This is a genomic window from Sporomusaceae bacterium (assembly GCA_031460455.1).
Lineage (GTDB): Bacteria > Bacillota > Negativicutes > Sporomusales > UBA7701 > Anaeroselena.
In genome coordinates, this window is sequence record JAVKTQ010000018.1 from 44,493 (window position 1) to 69,519 (window position 25,027).

At 61.3% G+C, this 25,027-nt stretch carries 26 protein-coding genes and 1 riboswitch; of the genes, 24 read left to right on the forward strand and 2 right to left on the reverse strand.

The window, feature by feature from the left end; genetic code table 11:
* Nucleotides 1-51 precede the first annotated feature (51 nt).
* The 5 genes from RIN56_18345 to RIN56_18365 all read left to right on the forward strand — a co-directional run bounded on the left by RIN56_18345 (nucleotide 52) and on the right by RIN56_18365 (nucleotide 2,658).
* Nucleotides 52-570 (forward strand): DUF4446 family protein, encoded by a 519-nt coding sequence (locus RIN56_18345; protein MDR7868758.1) that lies wholly within the window; start codon nucleotides 52-54, stop codon nucleotides 568-570.
* A gap of 188 nt (nucleotides 571-758) precedes the next feature.
* Nucleotides 759-1,631, forward strand: coding sequence for a M23 family metallopeptidase (locus RIN56_18350; protein MDR7868759.1), 873 nt, complete (start codon nucleotides 759-761; stop codon nucleotides 1,629-1,631).
* A gap of 18 nt (nucleotides 1,632-1,649) precedes the next feature.
* Nucleotides 1,650-2,069 (forward strand): polymer-forming cytoskeletal protein, encoded by a 420-nt coding sequence (locus RIN56_18355; protein ID MDR7868760.1) that lies wholly within the window; start codon nucleotides 1,650-1,652, stop codon nucleotides 2,067-2,069.
* A 50-nt stretch (nucleotides 2,070-2,119) separates the two neighbouring features.
* Nucleotides 2,120-2,362, forward strand: a complete 243-nt coding sequence (locus tag RIN56_18360; GenBank protein ID MDR7868761.1) for a YkuS family protein — start codon at nucleotides 2,120-2,122, stop codon at nucleotides 2,360-2,362.
* A gap of 56 nt (nucleotides 2,363-2,418) precedes the next feature.
* Nucleotides 2,419-2,658, forward strand: coding sequence for a YkuS family protein (locus RIN56_18365; protein MDR7868762.1), 240 nt, complete (start codon nucleotides 2,419-2,421; stop codon nucleotides 2,656-2,658).
* A 27-nt stretch (nucleotides 2,659-2,685) separates the two neighbouring features.
* Here the strand turns inward: RIN56_18365 and yyaC are convergent, their stop codons facing one another.
* The gene (gene yyaC / locus RIN56_18370) at nucleotides 2,686-3,276 is read right to left on the reverse strand and encodes a spore protease YyaC (protein MDR7868763.1); all 591 of its coding nucleotides are present in this window, start codon (nucleotides 3,274-3,276) and stop codon (nucleotides 2,686-2,688) included.
* 131 nt (nucleotides 3,277-3,407) lie between these two features.
* On the opposite strand from yyaC, the gene selA reads away from it, so the two are divergent.
* From selA to RIN56_18430, 12 genes are all read left to right on the forward strand, one after another.
* A complete protein-coding gene (gene selA / locus RIN56_18375; GenBank protein MDR7868764.1) occupies nucleotides 3,408-4,802 on the forward strand; it encodes an L-seryl-tRNA(Sec) selenium transferase in 1,395 nt (464 codons plus the stop codon).
* The gene (selB, locus tag RIN56_18380) at nucleotides 4,799-6,679 is read left to right on the forward strand and encodes a selenocysteine-specific translation elongation factor (GenBank protein ID MDR7868765.1); all 1,881 of its coding nucleotides are present in this window, start codon (nucleotides 4,799-4,801) and stop codon (nucleotides 6,677-6,679) included. Before selA ends, selB begins: the two co-directional genes overlap by 4 nt.
* 287 nt (nucleotides 6,680-6,966) lie before the next feature.
* Nucleotides 6,967-8,073, forward strand: coding sequence for a glutamate synthase (locus RIN56_18385; protein ID MDR7868766.1), 1,107 nt, complete (start codon nucleotides 6,967-6,969; stop codon nucleotides 8,071-8,073).
* A complete protein-coding gene (locus tag RIN56_18390) occupies nucleotides 8,061-9,698 on the forward strand; it encodes a glutamate synthase-related protein (GenBank protein ID MDR7868767.1) in 1,638 nt (545 codons plus the stop codon). The genes RIN56_18385 and RIN56_18390 overlap by 13 nt, the downstream gene beginning before the upstream one ends.
* Nucleotides 9,699-9,710: 12 nt before the next feature.
* A complete protein-coding gene (locus RIN56_18395; GenBank protein MDR7868768.1) occupies nucleotides 9,711-12,035 on the forward strand; it encodes an FAD-dependent oxidoreductase in 2,325 nt (774 codons plus the stop codon).
* A gap of 615 nt (nucleotides 12,036-12,650) precedes the next feature.
* Nucleotides 12,651-13,823 (forward strand): ABC transporter substrate-binding protein, encoded by a 1,173-nt coding sequence (locus RIN56_18400; protein MDR7868769.1) that lies wholly within the window; start codon nucleotides 12,651-12,653, stop codon nucleotides 13,821-13,823.
* A 471-nt stretch (nucleotides 13,824-14,294) separates the two neighbouring features.
* Complete coding sequence (locus RIN56_18405; GenBank protein ID MDR7868770.1) at nucleotides 14,295-15,185, forward strand: branched-chain amino acid ABC transporter permease; 891 nt, start codon at nucleotides 14,295-14,297, stop codon at nucleotides 15,183-15,185.
* Between the two features lie 9 nt (nucleotides 15,186-15,194).
* Entirely contained in the window at nucleotides 15,195-16,157 is a 963-nt protein-coding gene (locus tag RIN56_18410) for a branched-chain amino acid ABC transporter permease (protein ID MDR7868771.1), read from the forward strand.
* Complete coding sequence (locus RIN56_18415) at nucleotides 16,135-16,902, forward strand: ABC transporter ATP-binding protein (protein ID MDR7868772.1); 768 nt, start codon at nucleotides 16,135-16,137, stop codon at nucleotides 16,900-16,902. The genes RIN56_18410 and RIN56_18415 overlap by 23 nt, the downstream gene beginning before the upstream one ends.
* A complete protein-coding gene (locus tag RIN56_18420; GenBank protein MDR7868773.1) occupies nucleotides 16,902-17,606 on the forward strand; it encodes an ABC transporter ATP-binding protein in 705 nt (234 codons plus the stop codon). The genes RIN56_18415 and RIN56_18420 overlap by 1 nt, the downstream gene beginning before the upstream one ends.
* Before the next feature lie 33 nt (nucleotides 17,607-17,639).
* Nucleotides 17,640-18,290, forward strand: coding sequence for a CBS and ACT domain-containing protein (locus tag RIN56_18425; protein MDR7868774.1), 651 nt, complete (start codon nucleotides 17,640-17,642; stop codon nucleotides 18,288-18,290).
* A gap of 190 nt (nucleotides 18,291-18,480) precedes the next feature.
* Nucleotides 18,481-19,356: a cation diffusion facilitator family transporter gene (locus RIN56_18430; GenBank protein ID MDR7868775.1), complete on the forward strand. Its 876-nt coding sequence runs from the start codon at nucleotides 18,481-18,483 to the stop codon at nucleotides 19,354-19,356.
* Between the two features lie 40 nt (nucleotides 19,357-19,396).
* Here the strand turns inward: RIN56_18430 and RIN56_18435 are convergent, their stop codons facing one another.
* Nucleotides 19,397-20,110, reverse strand: a complete 714-nt coding sequence (locus RIN56_18435) for a hypothetical protein (GenBank protein MDR7868776.1) — start codon at nucleotides 20,108-20,110, stop codon at nucleotides 19,397-19,399.
* Nucleotides 20,111-20,216: 106 nt separating this feature from the next.
* On the opposite strand from RIN56_18435, the gene selD reads away from it, so the two are divergent.
* From selD to ychF, 7 genes are all read left to right on the forward strand, one after another.
* On the forward strand, nucleotides 20,217-21,245 hold the full coding sequence (gene selD / locus RIN56_18440; GenBank protein MDR7868777.1) for a selenide, water dikinase SelD: 1,029 nt from the start codon (nucleotides 20,217-20,219) through the stop codon (nucleotides 21,243-21,245).
* Nucleotides 21,235-21,837, forward strand: a complete 603-nt coding sequence (gene yedF, locus RIN56_18445) for a sulfurtransferase-like selenium metabolism protein YedF (protein ID MDR7868778.1) — start codon at nucleotides 21,235-21,237, stop codon at nucleotides 21,835-21,837. The genes selD and yedF overlap by 11 nt, the downstream gene beginning before the upstream one ends.
* 1 nt (nucleotide 21,838) lies before the next feature.
* Nucleotides 21,839-22,117 (forward strand): DUF3343 domain-containing protein, encoded by a 279-nt coding sequence (locus RIN56_18450; GenBank protein ID MDR7868779.1) that lies wholly within the window; start codon nucleotides 21,839-21,841, stop codon nucleotides 22,115-22,117.
* A 2-nt stretch (nucleotides 22,118-22,119) separates the two neighbouring features.
* Nucleotides 22,120-22,950 (forward strand): mechanosensitive ion channel family protein, encoded by an 831-nt coding sequence (locus RIN56_18455; protein MDR7868780.1) that lies wholly within the window; start codon nucleotides 22,120-22,122, stop codon nucleotides 22,948-22,950.
* Complete coding sequence (locus tag RIN56_18460; GenBank protein MDR7868781.1) at nucleotides 22,947-23,147, forward strand: DUF951 domain-containing protein; 201 nt, start codon at nucleotides 22,947-22,949, stop codon at nucleotides 23,145-23,147. Before RIN56_18455 ends, RIN56_18460 begins: the two co-directional genes overlap by 4 nt.
* Nucleotides 23,148-23,210: 63 nt before the next feature.
* Nucleotides 23,211-23,291, forward strand: a riboswitch (ZMP/ZTP riboswitch).
* A gap of 88 nt (nucleotides 23,292-23,379) precedes the next feature.
* Nucleotides 23,380-23,613 (forward strand): hypothetical protein, encoded by a 234-nt coding sequence (locus RIN56_18465; protein ID MDR7868782.1) that lies wholly within the window; start codon nucleotides 23,380-23,382, stop codon nucleotides 23,611-23,613.
* Between the two features lie 96 nt (nucleotides 23,614-23,709).
* Nucleotides 23,710-24,816 (forward strand): redox-regulated ATPase YchF, encoded by a 1,107-nt coding sequence (gene ychF / locus RIN56_18470; protein ID MDR7868783.1) that lies wholly within the window; start codon nucleotides 23,710-23,712, stop codon nucleotides 24,814-24,816.
* Nucleotides 24,817-25,027: the final 211 nt, after the last annotated feature.

The window sequence follows — 25,027 nt, forward strand, 5'->3', positions numbered from 1 at the left end:
ATGGCTTGCCGGCCGCCGGTCGGCGAAAAGAAAGGGGAACCGCAAACACACATGGACTACATGACCCAATTCACCGTTTGGTTGACAGAAAATCTGCAATATGTAATCATCACCCTCACCGCCCTTATCTTTATCGCACTCATTGTTTTTATCAACATTAACATAAAGCTCGGCAAACTCAACCGCCGCTACCAGAAAATGATGCAGGGCACCGACGGTACCAACCTCGAAAGCATCCTGTTCCAGCATATCGACACCGTCAAAGACGCGACCGCCAAAGTGGCCGCTCTCGAACAAGAAACCCGCCGGCTTGACGGTCGCCTGAAATACTGTGTCCAGAAAATGGGCATCGTCCGCTTCAACGCCTTCGAGGACACCGGCAGCGACCTCAGCTTTGCGGTCGCCCTCCTCGACACCAATGATGACGGCGTCGTTTTCTCTAGTATATACAGCCGCAGCGAATCTCGCGTATACGCAAAACCGGTGGCCGCAGGCAAGTCAACCTATTTTCTGACGGAAGAGGAAAAGAAAGCCATTTCAGAAGCCAGGGAAATATTTTCTAAACGCTAGCAGGATAATCTAACCAAAAGAGAGAATACTAATACACTCTATCGAGTGCTACACTTTTTGTCGAAAGGACGGTGAATGGTTTGCCTGTTTGGAAACAGGGTGATGGTGGAACAGGGCACATCAATACCGTCCTACAGAAAGCGCTGCCCTCGAAAAAAGCTCCCCCCGATCGGCGCGAATATACGTTGATGTTCGTACCCCACCACGGCAAAAACCCCTTCAGTCTGCGCATACCCATAAAAGCGCTCAAGATTACCGCCGCCGCCCTGGGTGTACTGCTGGTGCTGTCTGTCGGCACCTTCATCCACTATCGCCACACAGTAAACGTCGCCAATACCGAGAAAGCGGAGCTTGAACGGCTCAGAGAAGTGAACGTCGCCCAGAACGTACAGATCGAGCAGTTGGCCAAGGCCACCGCCGTTCTGCAGGAAGATATCGGCCGGCTCAACAAGCTGGACGCCGAAATCCGCCGTCTGGTAAGCAGCGACGAACAGCCCGCCTCCCGTTCCGGCGCCGTCCGCCCGACCCCGCCAGGTGGACAAGGCGGCCCGGTAGTCAAGCCTCAGATCAACGACCTCTCAAACCTCGTGAAAGAGCTGCAGACGACCGCAAAAGCGCGCGAAAAGAGCCTCGCCTCCTTGAGGGAAGAACTTGTCGCCCGCAATTCTCGCATCGCCGCTACCCCGTCCATCTGGCCCACCTACGGCGACGTCACCTCCCGCTTTGGATGGCGGGGATCACCGTGGGGCTGGGGCAGCGACTGGCACCCCGGCATTGACATTGCAAACGATTACGGAACGCCGATTGAAGCCACCGCCGAAGGCACAGTCATCTACAGCGGCTGGTACAGCGGCTACGGAAAAATGATACAGATCGACCATCACAACGGCATCGTCACCGCCTACGCCCACAACTCGGAAAACATCGTCGCCGTCGGCGACAGGGTTAAAAAAGGCGAGACCATTGCCTACATGGGCAGCACCGGTTACAGCACCGGCCCCCATCTTCACTATGAAGTGCGCGTAAACGGCACCGCGGTTAACCCGGCAAACTTTTTGTAAGCTAGGAGAGAAAACCTGATGTTTGGCAGCAGCAAACGGCCCCCGGCGTTCTCCGAACAAATCGAAACCATAATCGGCCCGGCGACCCAGATAAAGGGCAACATCTCCGCCGGCGGCACCATCCGGGTTGACGGGCAGGCGGAAGGCGAGATCAACGCCAAGGGCGACATCATCGTCGGCGAAACCGGCATCGTCCGCGCCCAGATCAAAGGCCGCAGCGCCACCGTCGCCGGCACCGTCCACGGCAACGTCGACGTCACCGACAAACTCGAGCTCACCTCGAGCGCCAAGCTATACGGCGATATCAAGACCGGCGTCCTCATCATCGGCGAAGGCGCGATCTTCAAGGGCGCCTGCGAGATGCGCAACGGCAACGACAAACCTGCCGACACCGCCAACCAGGCGCGCGATTTGAAACCAAACCCAGCAAAAACTTGACATGCATGAAAACGACACCCCCGCAAACAATAATTGCGGGGGTGTTTTTTATGGCACGGCTCGTATCGGTCGAGCCCGGCCTTGACCCGGTCAAGGAACATCTGAGCAGCCAGGGCTATCAGGTAGTCGATCCGGGTGTTTGGGTGCGGCCGGTGGAAGCGGTGGTCTACAGCGGTGCGCAACTGGCCGCAGGCCAAGCCCGCAGCGGCGTCGCGGAAAACACCGTACTCGTCAACGCCGCCGGCCTGACGCCCGAAGAGGTTGCCCTGCAGCTGGAGAACAAGCTGAGTTGACCGGGCGACGAGGATAACGGCATGAAGCAGGATACTATCAGCGGAGGTGGAGCGACATGATTCAGGGTATCATCGCCGTGGAGCAAAATCTGTCCAATGTCATTGACTTGCTGGAGACCGAGGGCTATGAGGTAGTGGCCCTCGACAACACCGATCTCGACAGCGTCGACGCCATCGTTGTCAGCGGCGCGGACATTAATCTTATGAACATTCAGGACACGCTTACCGATGTCCCGGTAATAAGCGCCGCCGGCAAATCGGCGGAAGAAATCCTTGACGAAATCGACCGCCTGTGACTGTAAAGATAGACAAAAGGGAGGGTATCAGCAGATGCTGATACCCTTTTCTACTTCCTCCAGGCCGCTCGCCAGACCAAAGGCAATGGCGTCGGCCATCTTTACGACAAGGTTAAGACGGGTACTTTGCAGCACAAGGTGCTCCATGAAGCCGCCGACGTTGACAATGCCGGTAATACAGGTATCGCCGACCGGCGGCAGATCTTTGTTGACAGCCGCACCGGGGCGCAGCGGACCGCGGCCGACGGTTACGAAGCCCACACTCTCTAGCCGGCCGAGACAAGCGTCGACGGCGACAATGTAGGGATTGGCGAACACGGCCGCGATGCTGCGCAACGCATCGGCGAGATTGGTGGCGTGCACCGGGTCGTCGAGCGTGCCGAAGATATGGGGATATGTGTGCAAGGAGCGGAGGCGGCTGCCGGTGAGCGGGCCGAGAGCGTCGCCGGTGGAGCGGTCGGTGCCTATGCACAGGATGACAATCGGTCGCCCCGAAGACGTAGCCTCCGCCAGGACCGTACGGACGGAGGCGGCCAGTTCCTGGCGGCCTAGGGGGCTGCTGACACTGAACTTTTGTTCGCTTTCCGGCGCCGGAAGACTGAAAAGACGATTGAGCATAATCGCTCCTTGTATAATGAAGATACCACCAGTATGTCTTTTTTCGCCTTGCGCTATTCCCTGACAGGAAAAGCCCGCCCAATTTGGAATAATAATATATAAATAGGAAACTCCGCAATCAAGGAGGCTCTATGGAAACTGCTTCCGCCAAACTGCGCCGCATCCCGGCGATTGACCGGCTGCTGGCCGCAGCCGTCGCCCTGCCTGATCTTGCCGCCCTGCCCCGCGACCTGCTTGTCAGCCTCTTGCGCCAGGCCGCCGACACCGTGCGCGGCGAGGCGCTCGCCGGCAAAGACGTCGATACCGCCCCAGGCGCCGTCATCGGCATCGCCCGCCGGCTGCTAGCCCGCGCTAGCGAGCCCAGCCTGCGGCGGGTAATAAACGCAACCGGCGTCGTCCTCCATACCAACCTTGGTCGTGCGCCGCTGAGCAGGCGGGCTCGCGAGCGGGTCGCCGACGTCATGGACGGCTACAGCACCCTCGAATACGACCTCGCCAGCGGCGAGCGCGGCACCCGCTACAGCCACGTCGCCGCCCGCCTTGCCACCCTGACCGGCGCCGAAGACGCCATCGTCGTCAACAACAACGCCGCCGGCGTAATGCTCGTGCTCTCGGCGTTGGCCCGCGGTCGCGAGGTCATCGTCAGCCGCGGACAGCTCGTGGAGATCGGCGGCTCTTTTAGGGTGCCGGAGGTTATGGCCCAGAGCGGCGCCACCCTCGTCGAAGTCGGCACAACGAACAAAACCCATCTTCACGACTACGAGCGGGCCATCGGCCCCAATACCGCCGCCATCCTCAAGGTCCACACCAGCAACTACCGCATCATCGGCTTCACCGCCCAACCCGACGACGCGGCTCTAGCGGCGCTCGCCCGGCAGCACGGACTGCCGCTCGTGGAAGATCTCGGCAGCGGCACCCTCCGCGCCGTCGAGGCCGACGGCTGGCGGGAACCGGCGGTAGCCGAGCGCCTGGCAGTCGGCATGGACATCGTCACCTTCAGCGGCGACAAACTCTTCGGCGGGCCCCAGGCCGGCGTCATCGCCGGCAAAAAAGGGCTTATCGACAAACTCCGCCGCCATCCCCTGCTGCGGGCCATCCGCATCGACAAACTAACCCTCGCCGCCCTTGAAGGAACGCTGCTCGACTATCTCCTCGGCGAACCTGGGCGCGATATCCCGGTGCAACGCATGCTCCGGGCCGATAGCCGTGAACTGGCCGACCGGGCGGCCGACCTCGCCGGACTGCTGGGCGATCTGCCCGGCTGGCGGGTCGGGGTCGTGCCCCTCGTCTCCCAGGCCGGCGGCGGCGCAATGCCGGCCGTCGACCTCCCCGGGTGGGGCGTGAGCGCGCACCCCGAAGTCTTGAGCGCCGCCGCCGCCGAAGAAAGACTGCGGCAACGCGCCCTGCCCATCATCGCCCGCATCAAAGACGACGGGCTCCTCTTCGATGTCCGCTGCCTCGCCCCCGAAGACATGGCGGAGATCCGCAGCGCCCTCGCCGTCCTCGTCGTCGAGGCGACACCATGAAGTACGTCATCATCGGCACCGCCGGACACGTCGACCACGGCAAGACAGCGCTCATCAAAGCCCTCACCGGCACCGACACCGATCGTCTCAAAGAAGAGAAAGCACGCGGCATATCTATCGACCTCGGCTTCGCCTCCCTGCCCCTCGGCCCCGACATCACCGCCGGCGTCGTCGACGTTCCGGGTCACGAACGGTTTCTCAAAAACATGCTTGCCGGCACAGGCGGCATCGACCTCGTCATGCTTGTCATCGCCGCCGACGAGGGTGTCATGCCCCAGACCCGCGAGCACCTGGCCATGCTCGGCCTATACGGCGTCAAGAGCGGCATCGTGGTTATTAACAAAATCGACAAAGTCGACGCCGACTGGCTGGCGCTGGTCGAAGAAGACATCGCCGCCTTCCTCGCCGACACCTTCCTGGCAGCAGCCCCCCGTCTCCGGGTATCGGCCGTCTCCGGCGAGGGGCTTGGGGAACTGCGCGAGGCCCTCGCGGCGGCCGCAGCCGCCCAGCCGGCCAGGGACAGCCAAGCCCCCTTCCGCCTGTGGGTAGACCGCGCCTTCACCGTCAAGGGTTACGGAACCGTCGTCACCGGCTCGGCCTTAAGCGGCACCGTCAACGTCGGCGACAGCCTGCGCCTTTATCCGGCCGACGGCCTTGTAAGGGTCCGCGGCCTCGAATGGCACGGCAGCAAATGCGGGCAGATCCACGCCGGCCAGCGGGCGGCCATCAACATCGGCGGAGTGGACAACGAAACTCCGGAGCGCGGCATGGTTCTTAGCGCCCCCGAGCGCGGCCAGCTCAGCGCCGTCTGGGACGCCGTCGCCGACTGGAAAGGCGAGGTCGCCGCCGGCACCCGCGTCCGCCTCCACCTCGGCACAGGCGAATTCCTCGCCCGCGTCCACTACTTCAAAGACCGCCCGCCCCGCTTTGCCCGGCTTATCCTCGAAACGCCGCTCGCCGCCGGACTTGGCGATCGCGGCATCATCCGCCTCTACTCGCCCCAGCACCTCCTCGGCGGCGTGACCCTCGTCGCCCCCGGCGCCAACAGTCGCCGCCTGCGGCCCGCACGGCAGGCGCTGGCCGACGTCCTCGTCGCCGGGGAGCAAAAAGCAATTATCGCCGCCGTCATCGCCGATCTCGGCCACCCGGTGCAGAGCGACGACATCCGGCGCGCGGCCGGTTATATCAAAGATGCCGTTGTCAGTGCCTCCCTGGAAGCGCTCATTGCCACCGGCGACGTTCTCCGCCTGGGCGACCATTACCTGGCCGCGAGCATCCTCGCCTCCTTGGGCGACCGGCTGACCGCCGCGCTCACCGCCTGCCACCGCGACCAGCCCGACCGGCCCGGCCTGGCCAAGGAAATCCTCCGCCAGAAGCTTGGGCTCAAAGAACGTGCCTACGAAGCGCTTCTCAATCACTGGCAGGCGCAGGGCATAATCGCCGTCACCGGCGCCGACGTCGCCCTTAAGGAATTTGCCAGCCGCCACAGCGACTGGCGGCAGGACCTTGCCGCCAGGGCCGACCAGACGCTCGACGGTATAGGGCTGGCCGGTATCGACTTGCAGGTGCTGGCCGAGAAAATGGCTCTCCCCCCCGATAAAGCGCGCGCCGCACAGGATATTTTGCTCCGCCAGGGGACGCTTGTCCGTGTTGGCGATATACTTGTATACAGAAAAACAATTCAGTACATTGCAAAGCTTATCCAGCAGCATTTTGCGGCCAATCCCACCCTAACAGTGGCGCAGCTCCGCGACCTGCTTAACACTTCCCGTAAAGTGGCCCTGCCGCTGATAGAATACCTTGACTTGCATAAATATACAATTCGCGATGGTGACAATCGCCGTCCAGGGCCAAAACTAAAAGATTTATCAGAATAAACTTTATATTATTTTGCATATTGACAGCATATATACTCCTTTTTATAATTAGTGTTAACAATGCAGTATCACTGCGCAGGACAATTGTCCTTAAAAGGGAGTGTGCCTAGGGTTCCGCGCCAACGGCGGCCTGGACCGAGCGGCACAGACGCTGTCGGCGTTACACCGTGGGGATAAAATACCCGGCGGAAGGTCCCGGAAAAGATGGGATCTCCGCCGGTATTTGTTTTGTTAATATCTGGATGCGGAGAAGTTTATTTATTATTGTTTAGAGAGAGGTGGCCCACATGTGCCGAATAGGCGCGATCAAAAGCAAGGTTGCGTTCCACCCGTCGCAAGCCCTGCGCCTGATGCTGCCGCAGCAGGAGGGACACGACAATTCGGGCTTCGCCATGGTAATGCAGGACCTTGACGGCGTTTTCGGCCAGTACAAGGATAAGCCGCTGCTGTCGCTGGCCTGCACCCAGAAGGGCGCGCAGATGGTCGAAAACTACATGGAGGCCCACAACTTCACCCGTGTCTACGAATGGGTGCCAAAGCTCAACCGCAAGCCGGGGCTGGACATCAAGGCCATGCCCCACTATATCTTCCGTTGCTACGACTACCCCGAGCAGGTCCAGGGAGCCTCACAGGCGGCCAAAGAAGAGCTGCTCCTCGACACCCGGCTGGCCCTCAGGGCGCTGCTGGAAAAAGAGGATCAGGGCTATGCCTTTTCTTTGTGGCCGGACGTGCTTACCCTCAAGGAAATCGGCGACCCGCGCGACATCGCCGTCTACTTCCGGCTGTGGGATGACAGCGGCGAACTTATGGCCAAGAACGTCGTCGTCCAGTGCCGGCAGAACACCAACTACGACATCGTCCGTTACGCCGCCCACCCTTTCTTTATTCAGGGCTACACCCTGTGCGCCAACGGCGAGAACACCTTCTACACCAAGAACAAGGAATACCAGAAATCGCTCCACCGCGGCTACATCGGCTTCGAGTCCGACTCGCAGAACTTCCTTTACACCCTCCACTACGTGCTGCATCAGCTCAAGTGGCCGATCAAGTACTATAAGCACGTCATCACCCCCCTGCCCTTCGAGGAGATCGAGAAGCGGCCCGACAAAGCGGAGCTAAAGCTTATCAGGCAATCGCTCGGACACCTCGAGATCAACGGGCCCAACACCATCATCGGCATGCTCCCCGACAACTGCCTCATAACCTGCTGCGACTCCAAGAAGCTGCGACCGGTCGTCATCGGCGGTGACGGCACCACCATCGCCATATCCTCCGAAGTATGCGGCCTCAACGTCGTCATCCCCGACCGCGATCCCGCAAACGACGTTTACCCCGACGAGCGGGAAGTCGTCGTCATCACTCCCGAACTGGAGGTGCAGCGATGGAAACAGTAACAAAAACCCAGGACGTCACCTTCAACGACCTGCCGTGGAAAATCGAATACAGTCCCGAGCGCTGCACAATGTGCGGCAGCTGCGTGGCCGCCTGCACTTTCAAAGCCATCGAACCCGGCGTCGAACGCCGCTCGGTCACCATCTCCACCGCCCATGTTCCCGAACCCACCCAGACGCACCGGGCCATTCCGGTCATCAAACAGAAAAACAGCGTCGCCAACTTCTGCCGTGGCTGCGGCATGTGTGAAAAGGTCTGCCCCAACCGGGCCATCCGCCCGGTACGCAACGACGACTCGCGTCTTAACATGCTCGCCCGCGGCGGCGGCAACCCCATCAAGCGCGGCGGCCGCAACAACCTTCTCAAGGAGCGGACTCTCGACAAGATCGTCGTCGGCCGCATCTCCCAGATGACCGACCCTTCGCTCGACTCCGAGCGCCACACCTTCGACATCCTCGCCCCCTTCGGCCGGGTGCTGCTGCCCGGCGAGCTGCCGTTCTCCATCGACGACGGCGAGCTTAAGCTGTCCGACTGGACGCCGCCTGTGCGATGGATATACCCCGTCATCTTCAGCGACATGTCCGTCGGCGCCCTTTCCACCCGGGCGTGGGAAGCCGTCTGTCTCGCCACCGCCTACCTCAACGAAAAATACGACATGCCTGTGCGCATGAGCTCCGGCGAAGGCGGCATGCCCGTCCAGCTGATGAAATCCGAATACCTCAAATACATGATCATCCAGATCGCCTCCGGCCACTTCGGCTGGAACCGCATCATCAAGGCCATGCCCCACATGAAAGTCGATCCGGCCGGCATCCTCATCAAAATCGGCCAGGGCGCCAAGCCGGGCGACGGCGGTCTGCTGCCCGCCGCCAAGGTCGCCGAGCACATCCAGGCCATCCGCGGCGTGCCCAAAGCCGACCTCCTATCCCCGCCCAATCACCAGGGCCTTTACTCTATCGAAGAATCGGTGCAGAAAATGCACATGTCCCTCAACGCCGCCTTCAAGTTCCGCGTGCCGGTCGCCATCAAATGCGCCGCCTCCGCCACCTCGGTGTCCGTCTACAACAACCTCCTCCGCGACCCCTACAAGATCTGCGGCGGCTTTTTCCTCGACGGCATCCAGGGCGGCACCGGCGCGGCCAACGAAGTGTCGCTCGACCACACCGGCCACCCCGTCGTCTCCAAAGTCCGCGAGTGCTACCTGGCTGCTGTCAAACAGGGCCGCCAGGGCCAGATACCCCTGTGGGGCGGCGGCGGACTAGGCCTCACCGGCAATGCCGCGGCCGACGCCTTCAAGATGATCTGCCTCGGCGCCAACGGCGTCTTCCTCGGCAAACTGCTCATCCAGCTATGCGGCTGCATCGGCAACGAGGAAGGGCGCTGCAACGCCTGCAACACCGGCCTCTGTCCCACCGGCATCTGTACTCAGGACCCCCGCCTCGTGAGGCGCCTCGACGTCGACAAAGCGGCCCAGAACATCGTCGACTACATGCTGGCCCTCGACGGCGAACTACGGAAAATGATGGCCCCCATAGGCAACAGCTCGCTGCCGGTCGGCCGCTCCGACGCCCTCGTCACCACCGACAAAGCCATTGCCGACAAACTGGCGATACAATATTCCTGTTAGGAGGGATGCGTAGTGTTTAAGATCAAAGCCTTCGACGGCAACACCCGGATGTCTACGCAGGACCTCCTGCAGGCAGTCAATAACGCCCTCGCCCAGGGCGAGACCGAATTCCACATCGAAGCGGCCGGCCAGCATGACATCGGCGGCCCGCTCTGGCATCCCGAGGGCAAGCCGCTCAAATTCTTCGTCACCAACCCCGGCCAGCGCGTCGGCTCGATGTGCATGGAAGGCACCGAGATAATCGTCGAGGGACCCGCCCCGGCCGATGTCGGCTGGCTCAACGCCGGCGGCCGCATCATCGTCAGAGGCGACGGCGGCGACACCAGCGCCCACTGCGCCGCCTCCGGCGCAGTCTATGTCGGCGGCCGCGTCGGCACGCGCTCCGGCTCGATGATGAAGCACGATCCCCTCTACGCCCCGCCCGAATTCTGGGTGCTGAAAAGCTGCGGCTCCTTCTCGTTCGAATTCATGTCCGGCGGCATCGCCGTCGTCTGCGGCCACGACAGCGAAGACATCGCGTCGGTCCTCGGCGACCGGGCCTGCGTAGGAATGGTCGGCGGCCGTCTCTACGTCCGCGGCCGGGCGGCCGGCTTGTCCGTCAAAGACGTAAAGGTCATGCCCCTTGACGAAGCCGATATCGCTTATCTGTCAGGCCAGATGGACGATTTCCTCGGCGGCATAGGCCGCCCGGAACTCAAAGGAACACTCACCGTCTGGAACGAATGGCAGAAAGTCGTCCCCCTCACCTACGACGAGCGGCCCAAGAAAGTAAACACCGACATTCGCTCCTTCCGCACCACCGAGTGGGTGCCGGGCGGCATTTTCGGCGACGTCTCGAGCGACGATCTCGCCATCGTCGGCCTCGTTGCCAACGGCATTAACCGCCAGCGCGTGCCGCAATGGGAAAACGCCCGCTACGCCGCGCCGTGCGAATTTAACTGCACCGCCTCCATCCCCTCCCAGCAGCGGTTCAATCTTTTGCGGGAAGGGAAAATCGAAGAAGCCTACCGCCTCATCCTCGAATATACCCCCTTCCCCGCCTCCATCTGCGGCGCCGTCTGCCCCAACCTCTGCATGGACGAGTGCACTCGGCAGCAGATCGACCTCTCCGCCCAGATCGGCTTGCTCGGCCGTCACTCCGCCGACGCCCTGCTCGCGCCGCCTAACAGCAAGACCGGCAAAAAAGTCGCCGTCATCGGCGGCGGCGCCGCCGGCCTTACCGCCGCCTGGCACCTCGCCCGCCAGGGCCACAGCGTGACCGTCTACGAAGAAAACGCCGCCATGGGCGGCAAAATGGAGCAGGTCATCCCCCGCGGCCGCCTGCCGCAGGAATCGCTCCGTAAAGAGCTTGCCCGCATCGAAAGCCTCGGCGTCGAATTCAAAACCGGCGTCCGCGTAGACAAAGAGAAATACGTCGCCATCCGCGGCGCCAGCGACGCCGTCGTCGTCGCCACCGGCGCCCACGTTTCGCGGGTCATCCCCTGGCCGGGCCACGAGCGCATCGTCAAAGGGCTCGACTTCCTCAAAGCCGTCAACCGCGGCGAGAAGCCGGCCGTCGGCAACCGGGTCATCGTCATCGGCTGCGGCAACTCCGGCATGGACGCCGCCGTCGGCGCCTACCAGATGGGGGCCCAGCAGGTCACCTGCATCGACATCCAGGCGCCGGCCGCCTTCGCCAAAGAAATCGCCCACGTCGAAGAACTGGGCGGCAAACTCCTCTGGCCGGTCGAGACCAAAGAAATCACGCCTGACGGCATAATCCTCAAAAACGGCGGTTTTATCCCCGGCGACACCGTCATCATCACCATCGGCGAAGCGCCCGACCTCGGCTACCTGCCTGCGGACATCGCCCTCGAGCGCGGCTGCCTCAAACCGGCCGCCGACTACTCCGTCGCCCCCGGCGTATTCACCGCCGGCGACACCATCCGGCCCGGCCGCCTGGTCGACGCCGTCGCCGCCGGCCGTCAGGCCGCGTTTGCCGCCGACGCCTACCTCACCGGCGGCGCATACCAGCCCGAGAAAAAGCAGCGCATCCCCGCCGGTCGGCTCAGCACCGCCTACTTCAAAAAATGTCACAGCTGCGACCTGCCCGCCCCCGGCGACGACTATCTGCGCTGCATCAGCTGCGGCACCTGCCGCGATTGCCACATGTGCATGAAATCCTGTCCGGAAAACGCCATCACCCGCGTTACCCTGCCGGGAGGCGGCTACGAATACGTCAGCGACGGCGCCAAATGCATCGGTTGCGGCATCTGTGCCGGCGTCTGCCCCTGCGGCATCTGGACGATGTACGACAACGCCGAACCCATCGACATGTACAAAACCTATAAAGCGTAAGGCGAGGTTGCCTGTAGTTGCCTGCGGCGCTCTCAAGCGCGGCCTGTGTACTTCTATGTACACGGCGCCGCGCCGAGTGTCGCCGGCGGGACGCAGGCAACCCTTTTTTTGGCCGCAATATTGTTGTCCTGTTGTGCCGGTCGTGTCCCGGCGTGAAATTTTGTGGGAATAAGTGGAACTGCCGGCAGGAATCTTTCCCGCTGTGCCGAAAACTAACTACATTCTTTACTCGACAAACGACAGGTGTTCTCCTGAAGAGGACATAGGGCAACGGATAGTTGACAAAATGTTGTTGACAGGCTAGAAACAGTACACCTATAATAAAAAACACAAAGACAATAATCCCCGCCCAGTGTACCGGGGAGCGGCAGTGTTGCCGCCAGCCACCGGAGGCTTGACCCGTTTCGGATACACCGCAGGCGGAAAAAGGCTTGTGAGAAGTCCTCCCCGGAGGGCTTCTTTCTGGGCTTTTTCATATTAGCAAACATTCAGTCTCAACGGAGGGGGGAAAGGGTAAAACCGAAAGAGTCGAGGGTAGGGGGAACTAAAGTTTAATTACTGGTTATTGGTTTTAAGATTATTGAAGAATCGCGTATTTATGAAGGAGGAATTCTGGTGTCCAAAAAGTGGCTTACACTCGTTGCCCTGGCATTAGTTGTCACCATGGTTGCCGTACTCGCCGGCTGCGGCGGCGGTAGCGCACCTGCGAAACCTGCGACCATTAAAATCGGCGCCAACTTCGAAATGACCGGCGGCCAGGCGACCTTCGGGCAGTCTTCGGCCAACGCCGTCAAGCTCCTTTTCAAACAGATCAATGCTGCCGGCGGCATCAACGGCAAACAACTCGAACTGATCGTCGCCGACAACAAATCCGAGCCGGCCGAATCGGCCAACGCCTTGACCAAGCTTCTCACCCAGGATAAAGTCGTTGCCGTCGTCGGTCCTGTCACCAGCTCCGACTGCCTGGCTGCCGGACCGATCGCAATGGACAAAAAGGTACCCTTTGTCAGCAACAGCGCCACCAACCCGAAAGTTACCGTCGAAAACGGCAAAGTGAAAGACTTTGTCTTCCGCGCCTGCTTCCTCGATCCCTTCCAGGGCACGGTTGCCGCCAACTTCGCCAGCAAGTCCCTCAAAGCTAAGACCGCCGCCGTTTACGTCGACATGAGCTCCGACTACGCCAAAGGCCTGGCTCAGTTCTTCGAAGAAGCCTTCACCAAAGCCGGTGGCAAGATCGTAGCCAAGGAAGCCTACCAACAGAAAGACACCGACTTCCGCGCCGCCCTCACCAAGATCAAAGCCGCCAACCCGGAAGTAATCTTCAACCCCGGCTACTACCAGGAAGTCGGCATGTTCGTCAAGCAGGCCCGTGAGCTCGGCATCACCGTGCCCCTGCTCGGCGGCGACGGCTGGGATTCTCCCAAGCTCGTAGAGATCGCCGGCGCCCAGGCGCTTGAAAACACCTTCTTCGTAAACCACTACGCCGCTGACTCCAAAGACCCCGACACCATCAAGTTCGTCGAAGCCTACAAGAAAGAATACGGTCAGACCCCGGACGCCCTGTCCGCCCTTGCTTGGGATGCCGCGCTGATGGTTGTCGAAGCCATTAAGAAAGCCGGCCCGGACGCTGACTCCGTCAAAATCAAAGACGCCATCGCCGCGACCAAGAACCTCAAAGGCGTAACCGGCACCATCACCCTGAATGCCAACCATGACCCTGTCAAGAGCGCCGTTATCATCGCTCTCAAACAAGGCAAGCTGGTCTTCCAGGAAACCGTCAATCCCTAATCAGTACATCGTCGTAGTGCGAGGGGATAAGGACTTGTCCTTATCCCCTTTCTTACGCCCGCCGGCACTCCCTAAAACGGCAGTACACCTACAGGAGACACAAGTTAAAAAGTCCGCCCCTTGAAGTATTGACAGGCCAGGTGCGTCTCCCTATAATATACACTGTGAGTAACACATTTTGGTCCAAAGGCGGACAAAAGTGCGCCACCAACGGACTGAAAAGGGTGTATATGGGGCGGATGCCGGCCTGCCGCGGGCTGGTGGCTGCCCCCGTCGTTTCTGAGGACGACTTGCGGGCCGGGCCTCCGGGCCGCAGCTGCCATCTTGATGGCATAATGACCTTGAAATCAACGGTTGGCCCTTGGCCCCGGCGGGGGAAAACCTTTGGCCATATATGTGTCCGTGTCCGGACAGACAGCACCGGTATTCGGGCGTCCTGCGCCTACAATAACCATGATAAGGAGGGAACGCATGGATTCATTCCTTCAGCAGTTCTACCAGCAGTTGGTGAACGGTATTTCTCTAGGCAGCATTTACGCGCTTATCGCTCTCGGCTACACCATGGTTTATGGCATAATCCGCCTCATAAACTTCGCCCACGGCGATATCTACATGCTTGGCGCCTACGTGGCGTTCTTCGCCACCACCGTCCTCAAGCTGTCCTTCTTCCCGGCCCTCATCGCCGCCATGGTGGGCTCCGCCGTGGTTGGCGTGGCCATCGAACGCTTCGCTTACCGTCCGCTCAGAAACGCGCCCAAAATCGCCGTTCTTATCACCGCCATCGGCGTTTCCCTCTTTCTGGAGTACGGCGGCATGCTCGCCGTTTCGCCCCAGCCGCGCACCTTCCCCGCCCTTCTGCCCACAGGCATCTATCACATAGGCGGCGTAGTCATAAACAGCTACCAGATCATTATCCTTGCCGTCTCCCTAATCCTCATGGCCATCCTGACCTATATCGTCCACCGCACCAAAATCGGCAAAGCAATGCGGGCCGTTTCCTTCGACAATGATGCCGCCCGCCTCATGGGCATCGACGTCGACCGCGTCATCTCCTTCACGTTCGCCATCGGTTCCGCCCTGGCGGCCGCGGCCGGCGTGCTCGTCGGCATCTACTACAACTCCATCGACCCCCTCATGGGCATCATGCCGGGCCTTAAAGCCTTCGTCGCCGCGGTTCTCGGCGGCATAGGCATCCTCCCGGGCGCCATGCTGGGCGGGGTCATCATGGGCGTCGTCGAAGCCCTGGTAAGCGGTTTCATCTCCTCCACCTTCCGCGACGCTGCGGCCTTCGGCATCCTGATCCTCATCCTTCTCTTCAGACCCTCCGGCCTTCTCGGCAAGAACGTCCGGGAGAAAGTGTAGGTGACCGGCATGCGAGAAAAAACGAAAAACGACCTCCTGATGCTGGCGGCTGGCATCGTTATATACGCCGTAGTCCAGAGTCTCATATCGATCGGTTTCATCCAGGACTACTGGGAGCGCAACATCGTCTATGTCTGTATTAATATAATCCTGGCCACCAGCCTCAACCTCATCAACGGCATCACCGGCCAGTTCTCCATCGGCCATGCCGGCTTCATGGCCGTCGGCGCCTACGTCGGCGCCATAATGACCGTCAAATTCGGTCTTCCCCTGGCGGCCGGCATCGTCGCCGGCGCCCTTGGGGCCGCCGTTCTCGGCTTCATCATCGGCCTGCCCACTCTGCGGCTAACCGGCGACTACCTGGCTATCGCCACCCTCGGCCTTGGGGAGATAATCCGCATAACCATCCTCAATATCCCCTACGTCGGCGGTGCCTCGGGCTTTATGGGCATCCCCAAGCTGACCAACTTCACCTGGGCGTTCTTCCTGATGCTCTTAGTCCTCTTCTTCATTAAGAACTTTGTCAACTCCACCCACGGCCGGGCCTGCATCTCCATCCGCGAGAACGAAATCGCCGCCGAAGCCATGGGTATCGACACCACCAAATACAAAGTCATGGCGTTCACCCTTGGCGCGGCCTTCGCCGGCGTCGCCGGGGCCCTCTTCTCCCACTACACCTACATCGCCCACCCCGCCTCCTTCACCTTCATGCGCTCCTTCGACATCCTTACGATGGTCGTTCTCGGCGGCCTCGGCAGCATGAGCGGCTCGATAGTAGGCGCCATCTTCTTCACCTGGGTATCGGCCTTCTTCGCCGAATGGCCGGAATGGCGAATGGTCATCTACTCGCTCCTGCTCATCGTCCTTATGCTGTTCCGACCGCAGGGTCTGTTCGGCAATAAGGAACTCAGCCTCAAAATGTTCGGTCGCTTGACGGGAGGTGAACGGCGTGGCACTACTCAAGGTAACTAACCTGTCCAAATCCTTCGGCGGGCTGCGCGCCGTCTCATCCTTCAACATCGCCATCGAACCGGGCGAACTGGTCGGCCTTATCGGCCCCAACGGCGCCGGCAAAACCACCGCCTTTAACCTCCTCACCGGCGTCTACGACCCCACCGAAGGCGCAATCGAGTTCGACGGCAAAAGCGTTGTCGGCCTGAAGCCCTACCAAATCACCCAGCGCGGCGTCGCCCGCACCTTCCAGAACATCCGCCTGTTCAGCGAATTGTCCGTTCTCGACAACGTCAAAATAGCCTATCACTTCCACGTCAAATACGGCCTCCTCGAAACGGTTTTCCGCCTCGGCCGCTACTTCGGCGAAGAAGAAGACCTCGACAAGAAAGCCCTCCGCTTCCTGGAAATCTTCCAACTTGCCCACCGCAAGGACGAAATCGCCAAAAACCTTCCCTACGGCGAACAGCGCCGGCTCGAAATCGCCCGCGCTCTTGCCGCTCAACCCAAACTCCTCCTGCTCGACGAACCGGCTGCAGGCATGAACCCCCAGGAAACCCAGCAGCTCATGGACATGATTCGCTGGATCCGCAAAGAGTTCGGCCTTACCATTCTCCTTATCGAGCATGACATGAGCCTGGTCATGGGCGTCTGCGAACGCATCTACGTTCTCGACTACGGCAGCATCATCGCCCAGGGCACGCCGGCCGAAATCAAAAACAACCCGCGGGTTATCGAGGCTTACCTCGGCGAGGAGGTGCACTGATGCTTAAGATTGACGACATCAACGTATACTACGGCGCCATCCACGCCCTCAAAGGCATCAGCCTGGAAGTTCCCGAAGGCGAAATCGTCACCCTCATCGGCGCCAACGGCGCCGGCAAAAGCACCACCCTCCGCACCATCTCGGGCCTCCTGAAGCCCAGGACCGGCCAGATAACCTTCGAAGGCAAGAACATTGCCGGGATGCCGGCCCAGGATATCGTCAAGATGGGCATCTCGCAAGTGCCGGAAGGGCGGCGCATTTTCGCCAACATGTCCGTTCTCGAAAACCTCGAGCTCGGCGCCTATATCCGTTCCGACAGCAAAGGCATCGCCGGAGACCTCGAAAACGTCTTCAAACGCTTCCCGCGTCTCCGCGAGCGCAAAAGCCAGGTCGCCGGCACCCTTTCCGGCGGCGAGCAGCAAATGCTGGCTATGGGCCGCGCCCTCATGAGCCGCCCCCGCCTCCTGCTGATGGACGAACCCTCCATGGGTCTCGCCCCATTGCTGGTTAAAGAAATATTTGCTATCATTAAGGAAATAAACGCCAGCGGCACCACCATCCTTCTGGTCGAGCAGAACGCCAACATGGCGCTGTCCGTCGCCCAGAAGGCATATGTGCTCGAAACCGGGCGCATCACCCTCTCCGGCACCGCCAAGGAGCTGTCCGAGAGCGAAGCGGTCCGCAAGGCGTACCTCGGCGGCTAACGCGACTTCAAAAAAGAGCGAGGAGAGATGGCCATGTTCGTCTCCAAACGGATGACCCCCAATCCGGTGACTATTCCTCCGACCATGACGGTTTCCGACGCCACCAACCTCATGAAAACCAACAACTTCCGCCGCGTGCCCGTTGTCGAGGACGGCAAACTTGTCGGCATAGTAACCGACCGCGACCTGCGCGCCGTAGCGCCGTCGCCGGCCACCACCCTCTCCGTCTTCGAAATCAATCACCTCCTGGCCAAAATGCTTGTCAAGGAAATAATGAAATCGCCGGTCATAACCATAAGCGCCGGCGCCACCATCGAAGAAGCGGCGCTCATGATGTACACCCACAAGATCGGCGGCCTGGTGGTCTTGAATAGCGTCGGCTCGGTCGCCGGCATCATCACCGAGACCGACATCTTCAAAAGCCTCGTCGACGTCATGGGGCTCAAGGAAGGACGCACCCGCCTGACATTTGAATTTGACGACAAGGTCGGCGTTCTCGCCGACATCGCCGCCGTCTTCAAGGAGTTAGGCATCAACATCCTCAGCATGGCGACCTACAACACCGAAGACGGCCGGGCCGAGATGGTCATCCGCGCCGACGTCAAGGACGTCAAAGTTCTCGTCGACCGGCTGGCCGCCATCGGTTATCCCGTCACCCATGTGGTCCAGATCGGCAACGACTGATGCCCCAAGGATTTACACCATCCCTGCGGCGTGCTAATATAATGGAATAGGATCAGGCGGCCGGCGGGAGCCGGTGCGGCCGGGCGATAAGCAGCAGGCAAAGCCTGTGGGACCATAAGTCCTACAGGCTTTTTATTTTGGCTGCGGCTGCCGGCAGCCGCGGGGCATATTATTACGGGAGGGTTTTCTTTTGGACCACAACACCCTGAAACAAAATACCGCCCGGCTGTCGATAATCTCCAATAGCGCGCTTGTTGTCATCAAGCTTGCCGTCGGCCTGGCCGGCGGTGCGGTCAGCATCGTGTCTGAAGCCGCCCACTCGGCCGTCGATCTTATCGCCGCCCTCATCGCCTACTACGCCGTCCGCAAGGCGGCTCAGCCGCCCGACGCCCACCACGCCTACGGCCATGGCAAAGTAGAGAACTTGTCCGCCGCCATCGAAGCGGCCCTTATCATCGTCGCCGCATTGTGGATCATCTACGAAGCGGTCGAAAAGATTGCCGTCGGCCACGCGCCCGCCTATCTCGAATACGGCATCGCCGTGATGGCGGTATCGATCCTCGTCAACTGGTATGTTTCCGACAAGCTGATGAAGGTCGCCCGCAAAACCTGCTCCCACGCTCTCGAAGCCGACGCCCTCCACCTCAGGGCCGACATCTGGACATCGGGCGGCGTGCTGGCCGGCCTGGTAGTAATCAAAATTACCGGCCTCGCCTGGCTCGACCCGGCCATCGCCATCGTCGTCGCCGGCGTTGTCTTCAAAGCCGGCTACACCATGACCAAGAAAAGCCTCTACGAACTTACCGACGTCAGCCTGCCGCCGGAAGAAGAAGAAATAATCACCGCCATCCTCGCCGCCCACCCCGCCATCCTTGCCTTTCACCAACTGCGGACACGGCGGTCGGGCAGCCTCCGGCTCATCGACGTCCATCTCATACTCAGCCGCGACATGCACCTCGACGTCGCCCACGCCGTCTGCGACGAAGTCGAGGCCGCCCTGGAGGAGAGGCTCGCCCCGTGCGAAGCGACTATTCACCTGGAGCCCTGCACCTGCCCCGACAAATAGCTACGGTTGCCCAAACAAAAAGCGCGCCGTCAGACGCGCTTTATCTCTTCAGCCGGCGCGGCCGCATCGGGTTGCAGTCGCGGCGCGGAGCGTGGACCTGCGTTTTTTTCTCGGTTTCCGCCAGCAGTTCCTCTGTATCGTCGACTGCCTCGGATATGGCGTCCCCCTCGTCCTCCCCGCAGGAAACAGGTACAAAGCAGGGCGGCGCGAACGGCGGTTCCGGCGGAATTGGCGGCGGCGGCGGGGGCGGCGGCGTAAAGAACGAGGTCGCGAAATCGTACGGCGGCCCGCCCGGCGGCGTGCAGGGCGGCACCGCCCCTGCCCCTCGCAAGCGTTCCTGTGCCCGGCGCACCACCTCGAGCACGAGTATTTCCTCCGCGACCATGTGCGGCGCGTCGGCCGCGTCGAATCTGTTGGCCAGCAGCCGGAAAATATCCACCGGCGCGCAGGTTACGGCCAAAAACTCGCTGCTGAACGCGATCTTGCAGCACAGCAGATCGAGGAGGATATCGATCAGCACCCCGCTGCGGTCGAACCTCTCGATTGCCCGGGCGACAGCGTCGGGAGTGACCCCCCCGATGCGTTTGGTCTCTTCCGCCGACCCGACCAGCAGGCGGTGGGCGTTGACCAGCGATATGTAAGTTGGCACGATGGCATTCACATCGGCAAGAATAGTGTCGATAATCGTCTGGGAAACAACATCGGTCGAAGTAGTCGCCACCCTATCCGCCTCCTGCCAATCGACTACAACCATTGTATGCACGGAACACGAAAAAGGATTTTACCGCCTGCGGGTATAAATAACAGTGGGGAGAGGCAATAATTGCCTTAACCGAACCCACCGGAAGGAGGGGAAGACAATGGTCAAACTTACCCAATACACCAAAAGCGGCGGCTGAGCGGCCAAAATAGGGCCAGGGGCCCTGGCGCACGTGCTGCGCCACCTGCCGCAAAGCAACGATCCGCGTCTATTGGTCGGCACCGCCACCGCCGACGACGCCGGCGTGTACCGGCTCGACGACCACACCGCCCTCATCCTGACGGTGGACTTCTTCACCCCGATTGTCGACGACCCTTACACCTTCGGCCAGATTGCCGCCGCCAACGCCCTCAGCGACGTCTATGCCATGGGCGGGCGGCCGCTCACCGCGCTCAACATCGTCGCCTTCCCCGCCTGCGACCTCGACGGCGACACCCTCCCCGCCATATTGCGGGGCGGCTGGGACAAAGTCGCCGAAGCCGGCGCCGTTATCGCCGGCGGCCACACCATCGACGACGCCGAGCCAAAATACGGCCTCAGCGTCACCGGCCTTGTCCACCCCGAAAAAATCTGGACAAATGCCGGCGCCCGTCCGGGGGACGCCCTAATCCTCACCAAGCCCCTCGGCACAGGCATCCTTGCCACCGCCGCCAAGGCCGACCTCTACCCCGCCGGCGTCGCCGCCTCCATCCAGACAATGGCCACCCTCAACGCCAAAGCCGCTCAGGCCGCGGCCGGCTTCACTATCCACGCCTGCACCGACATCACCGGCTTCGGCCTCCTCGGCCATCTTTTTGAAATGACCTCTGCCAGCGGCACAAGGGCCGAAGTCGCCAGCGCCGCCTTGCCGCTATTGCCCGACGCCGCCGACGCTGCCGCCATGGGGCTCGTCCCCGCCGGCGCCTACACAAACCGCGGCTACCTCACATCCGTAGGCTTCGCCGACAGCGTACCCGAGCGCCTTCGCGACCTCTGCTTCGACCCGCAGACCTCCGGCGGTCTGCTGCTCGCCCTGCCTGCGGCCGAGGCCGACGGCCTTCTGGCCGCCCTCAAGCTCGCGGGCGTCAACCATGCCGCCCGCATCGGCCACATACTCGCCCAAGGGAGAGGAGAAATCCATGTCTACTGAAATCGATGCCCGCGGCCTGGCCTGCCCGCAGCCGCTCATCGCCACCAAAAAAGCGCTCGACGTCATCGCCGACGGCGTCGTCATTACCCTCGTCGACAACGCCGCCGCCAAGGAAAACGTCGTCAAATTCGCCGCCGCCAACGGCTGCGGCGTCAGCGTCGAAGAGCAGGGCGGCAACTACCGCATCTGCATAACCAAAGGCGCGCCCGTCGCAGCCGGCCACAGCGGGCCGGCCGGCGGCCAGGCCGAGCGCCCGGCCGGAAACACCGTCTACCTCATCACAAAAGACACCCTCGGCCACGGCAGCGACGAACTTGGCGCCATCCTCACGAAATCCTTCTTCTACACTGTCCGCGAAAGCCAGCCGTTGCCCAATGCCATCCTCTTCATCAACGGCGGCGTCCGGCTCGCTGTCGCCGGCTCGCCTGTCCTCGACCACCTCGCCGCCCTCGCCGCCGCCGGCGTTACCGTGCTGTCCTGCGGCACCTGTCTCGACTACTTCGGGCTTAAAGACCGACTCGCGGTCGGCGGCGTCACCAACATGTACTCCATCCTCGACCAGCTGGCCGCCGGCAAAGCCGTCACCCTGTGAGGTGACTGACACGGATAAGCAATACGACCGTCTGTTCACCTTCTTCTCCGTCCACGATGCCGTTCGGGCCGAGCATCTCCTCGCCGGGGCCGGGATCAAGGCTATAGCCCGTCCGACCCCGCGCGAGATCGACCTAAGCTGCGGCCACAGTCTGCAGCTCGCCGCCGACGACCAGGCGGCCGCCCTCGCCGTCCTGGCCGCAAACGCGGCCCGCTGGGGCAAACTTTACAGCCGCGTGTCCGCCCGCGTGTGGGAAAAAATCTGCGAATACGAGGAATAAGCATGGAGAGCATCCTTAAACCCGACCTGCTGTACGTCTTCGGGTACAAAGGCGCGCGCATCGTCGTCATAATCATCGTCGCCGCCATAGTCGTCCGTCTTAGCGGCCTGGTCGTCGACCGCCTCTTCCACCCCCCCGACGGCACGCAGAAGTTCCTCGAAGAAAAACGGGCCCGCACCCTGAGCGTCCTGCTCAAGACCATCATCCGCTACACGCTCTGCTTTCTGGCCGTCATCCTCATCCTGCAGGAATTCAGCATCGACACCACCTCCATCATCGCCGGCGCGGGCGTCATCGGCCTGGCTCTGGGCGTCGGCGCCCAGGGGCTCGTCAAGGACTTCATCACCGGCTTTTTCATCATCTTCGAAGACCAGTTTGCCGTTGGCGACTACATCGTCAGCGACACCATGTCCGGCACGGTCGAAGAGCTGACCTTCCGCGTCACCAAACTGCGCGACGCCAGCGGCGTCCTCCACATCATCCCCAACGGCGCCATCTCCCGTGTCAGCAACTACACCCGCGGCCAGATGCAGGCCGTTATCAACATCCCCATCGCCTACGAGGCCGACATCGACAAAGTCATCGCCCTGCTCGGCGAAGCGGCGCGCGAAATCGCCCGCATGCCCGAAGTGCAGGACGGTCCGAAGGTCATCGGCGTCGTCGATCTCCGCCCCGGCGAAGTCATCGTGCGGGTCGTCGCCAAAACCGTTCCTCTCGAACAGATCAAAGTCGAGACCGCCTTCCGCCACAAGGCCAAGGTGCTGTTCGAGCAGGCCAACATTCCGGCGCCGGGGCTGCCGCTGCTGCCTGGCCGGCAGGAGGGGAAAGCATGATCGTCCGCTACGAAGTAGGCGACATCGTCAAAATGAAAAAAGCCCACCCCTGCGGCTCCGACCAGTGGGAAATAACCCGCACCGGCATCGACTTCGGCCTCAAATGCCTCGGATGCGGCCGCCGGGTCATGGTCGCCCGCCCCAAATTCGAGAAAGCGGTAAAAAACATCGTCCCCCGCCAGGACGGGCAAAAGTGAGCTGCCGGCTGAAGCTATTGACGTCCTCGGTCCGCGCCGGTTATAATAATGCCATAACAGAATACCCCAATACGGGACTGGCGGATTAGTGGAATCAACCACAGGGAACCGTATTGCAGACAGCCGACCGCCTGGGCAGGATACCTTCGGCCCAGGCGTTTTCATTTGTCGTTTTCCGCCTGCGGCCGCGTGAGGTATCTTTCTTGCACCCTAAATAAGAGGAGGATGCCACATGCTCACAACCTGTCCGGAATGCGGAAAGTACACCATCGAAACCCCCTGCTACCAATGCCTCGCCGCCGAACGCGACCGCTACCGCCGCCTGGCCGGCGCCAGCGTCGCTACCCTCTGCGGCGAGCGCGACAAGTACAAGCGCCTCTACGAGATGGCGATGGACACCTGCCCGCGCTGCCGGGAAAATTGCGCTATCCGCCGCCTCAGCGCCCCCAAAGCAGTCGGCGAATGACTATTGCATTCTTGGTGGGGATATTCTACAATTAACTGAGAAAAAAACGCAGAGGCTGTCTATCCGGACAGCCTCCGAAGTTAAGGTGGAATATACATGAGCACCAATCTTGAAGTAGGCATACTCGGCCTCCCCAACGTCGGCAAGACCACCCTCTTCAACGCTTTGACCAAGGCTGGGGTAGCCGTCTCCAGCTTTGTCTCCGGGGCCATCGAGCCCAACGTCGGCGTCGTCGACGTGCCCGACCCGCGGCTGGCCGCCCTCGCCGCCATGTACAAACCCAAAAAGATCACCCCCACCAAAATGCAGTTCGTCGACATCGCCGGCCTCGGCCAGGGCGCGTCCAAGGGCGCCGGCCTCGGCAACAAATTCCTCTCCCACATCAGGCAAGTCGACGCCGTCATCGAAGTCGTCCGCTGCTTCACCGACCCCGGCGTCATGAACGCCGACAGCGAGCCCAACCCGCTCGCCGATATCGAAATCCTCAATACCGAACTCTGCCTCGCCGACATCGAGACCCTCGAAAAACGCGCCGAGCGGCTGCAAAAAATGGCCAAAAGCGGCGACAAGCGGGCCCAGGACGAACTTGAACTAGCCGCCCGCCTCAAGGCGTCCCTCGAAGAAATCATCCCCGCCCGACAGGTAATCGGCGGCGAAGACGAGATTGCTCTCGTGCGCGAGCTCAACCTCCTCACCCTCAAACCCATCCTCTTTGTCGCCAACATCAGCGAAGCCGACGCCGCCGACCCCGACGCCAGCCCCCATGTCCGCGCCGTCAAGGAATACGCCGCCAAGGCAGGGGCGGAAGCCATCGCCGTCTGCGCCAAGCTTGAAGCCGAAATCGCCGAACTGTCCGACGAAGAAGCCGCCACCTTCCTGGCCGAAATGGGCCTAAGCGAAGCCAGCCTCGACAAAGTCATCCGCGCCAGCTACAAACTCCTCGGCCTCATCACCTTCCTCACCGCCGGCGAGCCCGAGGTGCGGGCCTGGACCATCAGCCGCGGCACCAAGGCCCAGAAAGCGGCCGGCAAAATCCACAGCGACATCGAGCGCGGCTTTATCCGGGCCGAGCTCGTCGCCTACACCGACCTCATGGCCTCCGGCAGCTTCAACGCCGCCAAGGACAAAGGATTGGTCCGCCTGGAAGGGAAAGAGTATATTATGCAGGACGGCGATGTCGTCCACTTCCGCTTCAACGTCTAGCTGCGGCCGCCCATAAGGCCCCATCTGCGGCGTTGCTCCTCAGAGCGCTTGCTTGCGTACTTCCGGGTACGCGGCGCGGCGCGCTCTTCCGGTGCGCCTTGCATCTGGAGCCTTCTATGGACTGAACCCTATCCAATAGACACGAATAAAGAGGCCTATCGCAGGATTTCATGAAATTACGCAGACTGACGTCGTTGTTCAAGCGGCGTCA

What these genes read in the sequence shown, in the direction of transcription:
- RIN56_18345 (MDR7868758.1), top strand. Translation starts at nt 52, where the DNA reads ATGGACTACATGACCCAATTCACCGTTTGGTTGACAGAAAATCTGCAA.
- RIN56_18350 (MDR7868759.1), top strand. Translation starts at nt 759, where the DNA reads ATGTTCGTACCCCACCACGGCAAAAACCCCTTCAGTCTGCGCATACCC.
- RIN56_18355 (MDR7868760.1), top strand. Translation starts at nt 1,650, where the DNA reads ATGTTTGGCAGCAGCAAACGGCCCCCGGCGTTCTCCGAACAAATCGAA.
- RIN56_18360 (MDR7868761.1), top strand. Translation starts at nt 2,120, where the DNA reads ATGGCACGGCTCGTATCGGTCGAGCCCGGCCTTGACCCGGTCAAGGAA.
- RIN56_18365 (MDR7868762.1), top strand. Translation starts at nt 2,419, where the DNA reads ATGATTCAGGGTATCATCGCCGTGGAGCAAAATCTGTCCAATGTCATT.
- yyaC (MDR7868763.1), bottom strand. Translation starts at nt 3,276, where the DNA reads ATGCTCAATCGTCTTTTCAGTCTTCCGGCGCCGGAAAGCGAACAAAAG.
- selA (MDR7868764.1), top strand. Translation starts at nt 3,408, where the DNA reads ATGGAAACTGCTTCCGCCAAACTGCGCCGCATCCCGGCGATTGACCGG.
- selB (MDR7868765.1), top strand. Translation starts at nt 4,799, where the DNA reads ATGAAGTACGTCATCATCGGCACCGCCGGACACGTCGACCACGGCAAG.
- RIN56_18385 (MDR7868766.1), top strand. Translation starts at nt 6,967, where the DNA reads ATGTGCCGAATAGGCGCGATCAAAAGCAAGGTTGCGTTCCACCCGTCG.
- RIN56_18390 (MDR7868767.1), top strand. Translation starts at nt 8,061, where the DNA reads ATGGAAACAGTAACAAAAACCCAGGACGTCACCTTCAACGACCTGCCG.
- RIN56_18405 (MDR7868770.1), top strand. Translation starts at nt 14,295, where the DNA reads ATGGATTCATTCCTTCAGCAGTTCTACCAGCAGTTGGTGAACGGTATT.
- RIN56_18410 (MDR7868771.1), top strand. Translation starts at nt 15,195, where the DNA reads ATGCGAGAAAAAACGAAAAACGACCTCCTGATGCTGGCGGCTGGCATC.
- RIN56_18420 (MDR7868773.1), top strand. Translation starts at nt 16,902, where the DNA reads ATGCTTAAGATTGACGACATCAACGTATACTACGGCGCCATCCACGCC.
- RIN56_18425 (MDR7868774.1), top strand. Translation starts at nt 17,640, where the DNA reads ATGTTCGTCTCCAAACGGATGACCCCCAATCCGGTGACTATTCCTCCG.
- RIN56_18435 (MDR7868776.1), bottom strand. Translation starts at nt 20,110, where the DNA reads ATGGTTGTAGTCGATTGGCAGGAGGCGGATAGGGTGGCGACTACTTCG.
- yedF (MDR7868778.1), top strand. Translation starts at nt 21,235, where the DNA reads ATGTCTACTGAAATCGATGCCCGCGGCCTGGCCTGCCCGCAGCCGCTC.
- RIN56_18455 (MDR7868780.1), top strand. Translation starts at nt 22,120, where the DNA reads ATGGAGAGCATCCTTAAACCCGACCTGCTGTACGTCTTCGGGTACAAA.
- RIN56_18460 (MDR7868781.1), top strand. Translation starts at nt 22,947, where the DNA reads ATGATCGTCCGCTACGAAGTAGGCGACATCGTCAAAATGAAAAAAGCC.
- RIN56_18465 (MDR7868782.1), top strand. Translation starts at nt 23,380, where the DNA reads ATGCTCACAACCTGTCCGGAATGCGGAAAGTACACCATCGAAACCCCC.
- ychF (MDR7868783.1), top strand. Translation starts at nt 23,710, where the DNA reads ATGAGCACCAATCTTGAAGTAGGCATACTCGGCCTCCCCAACGTCGGC.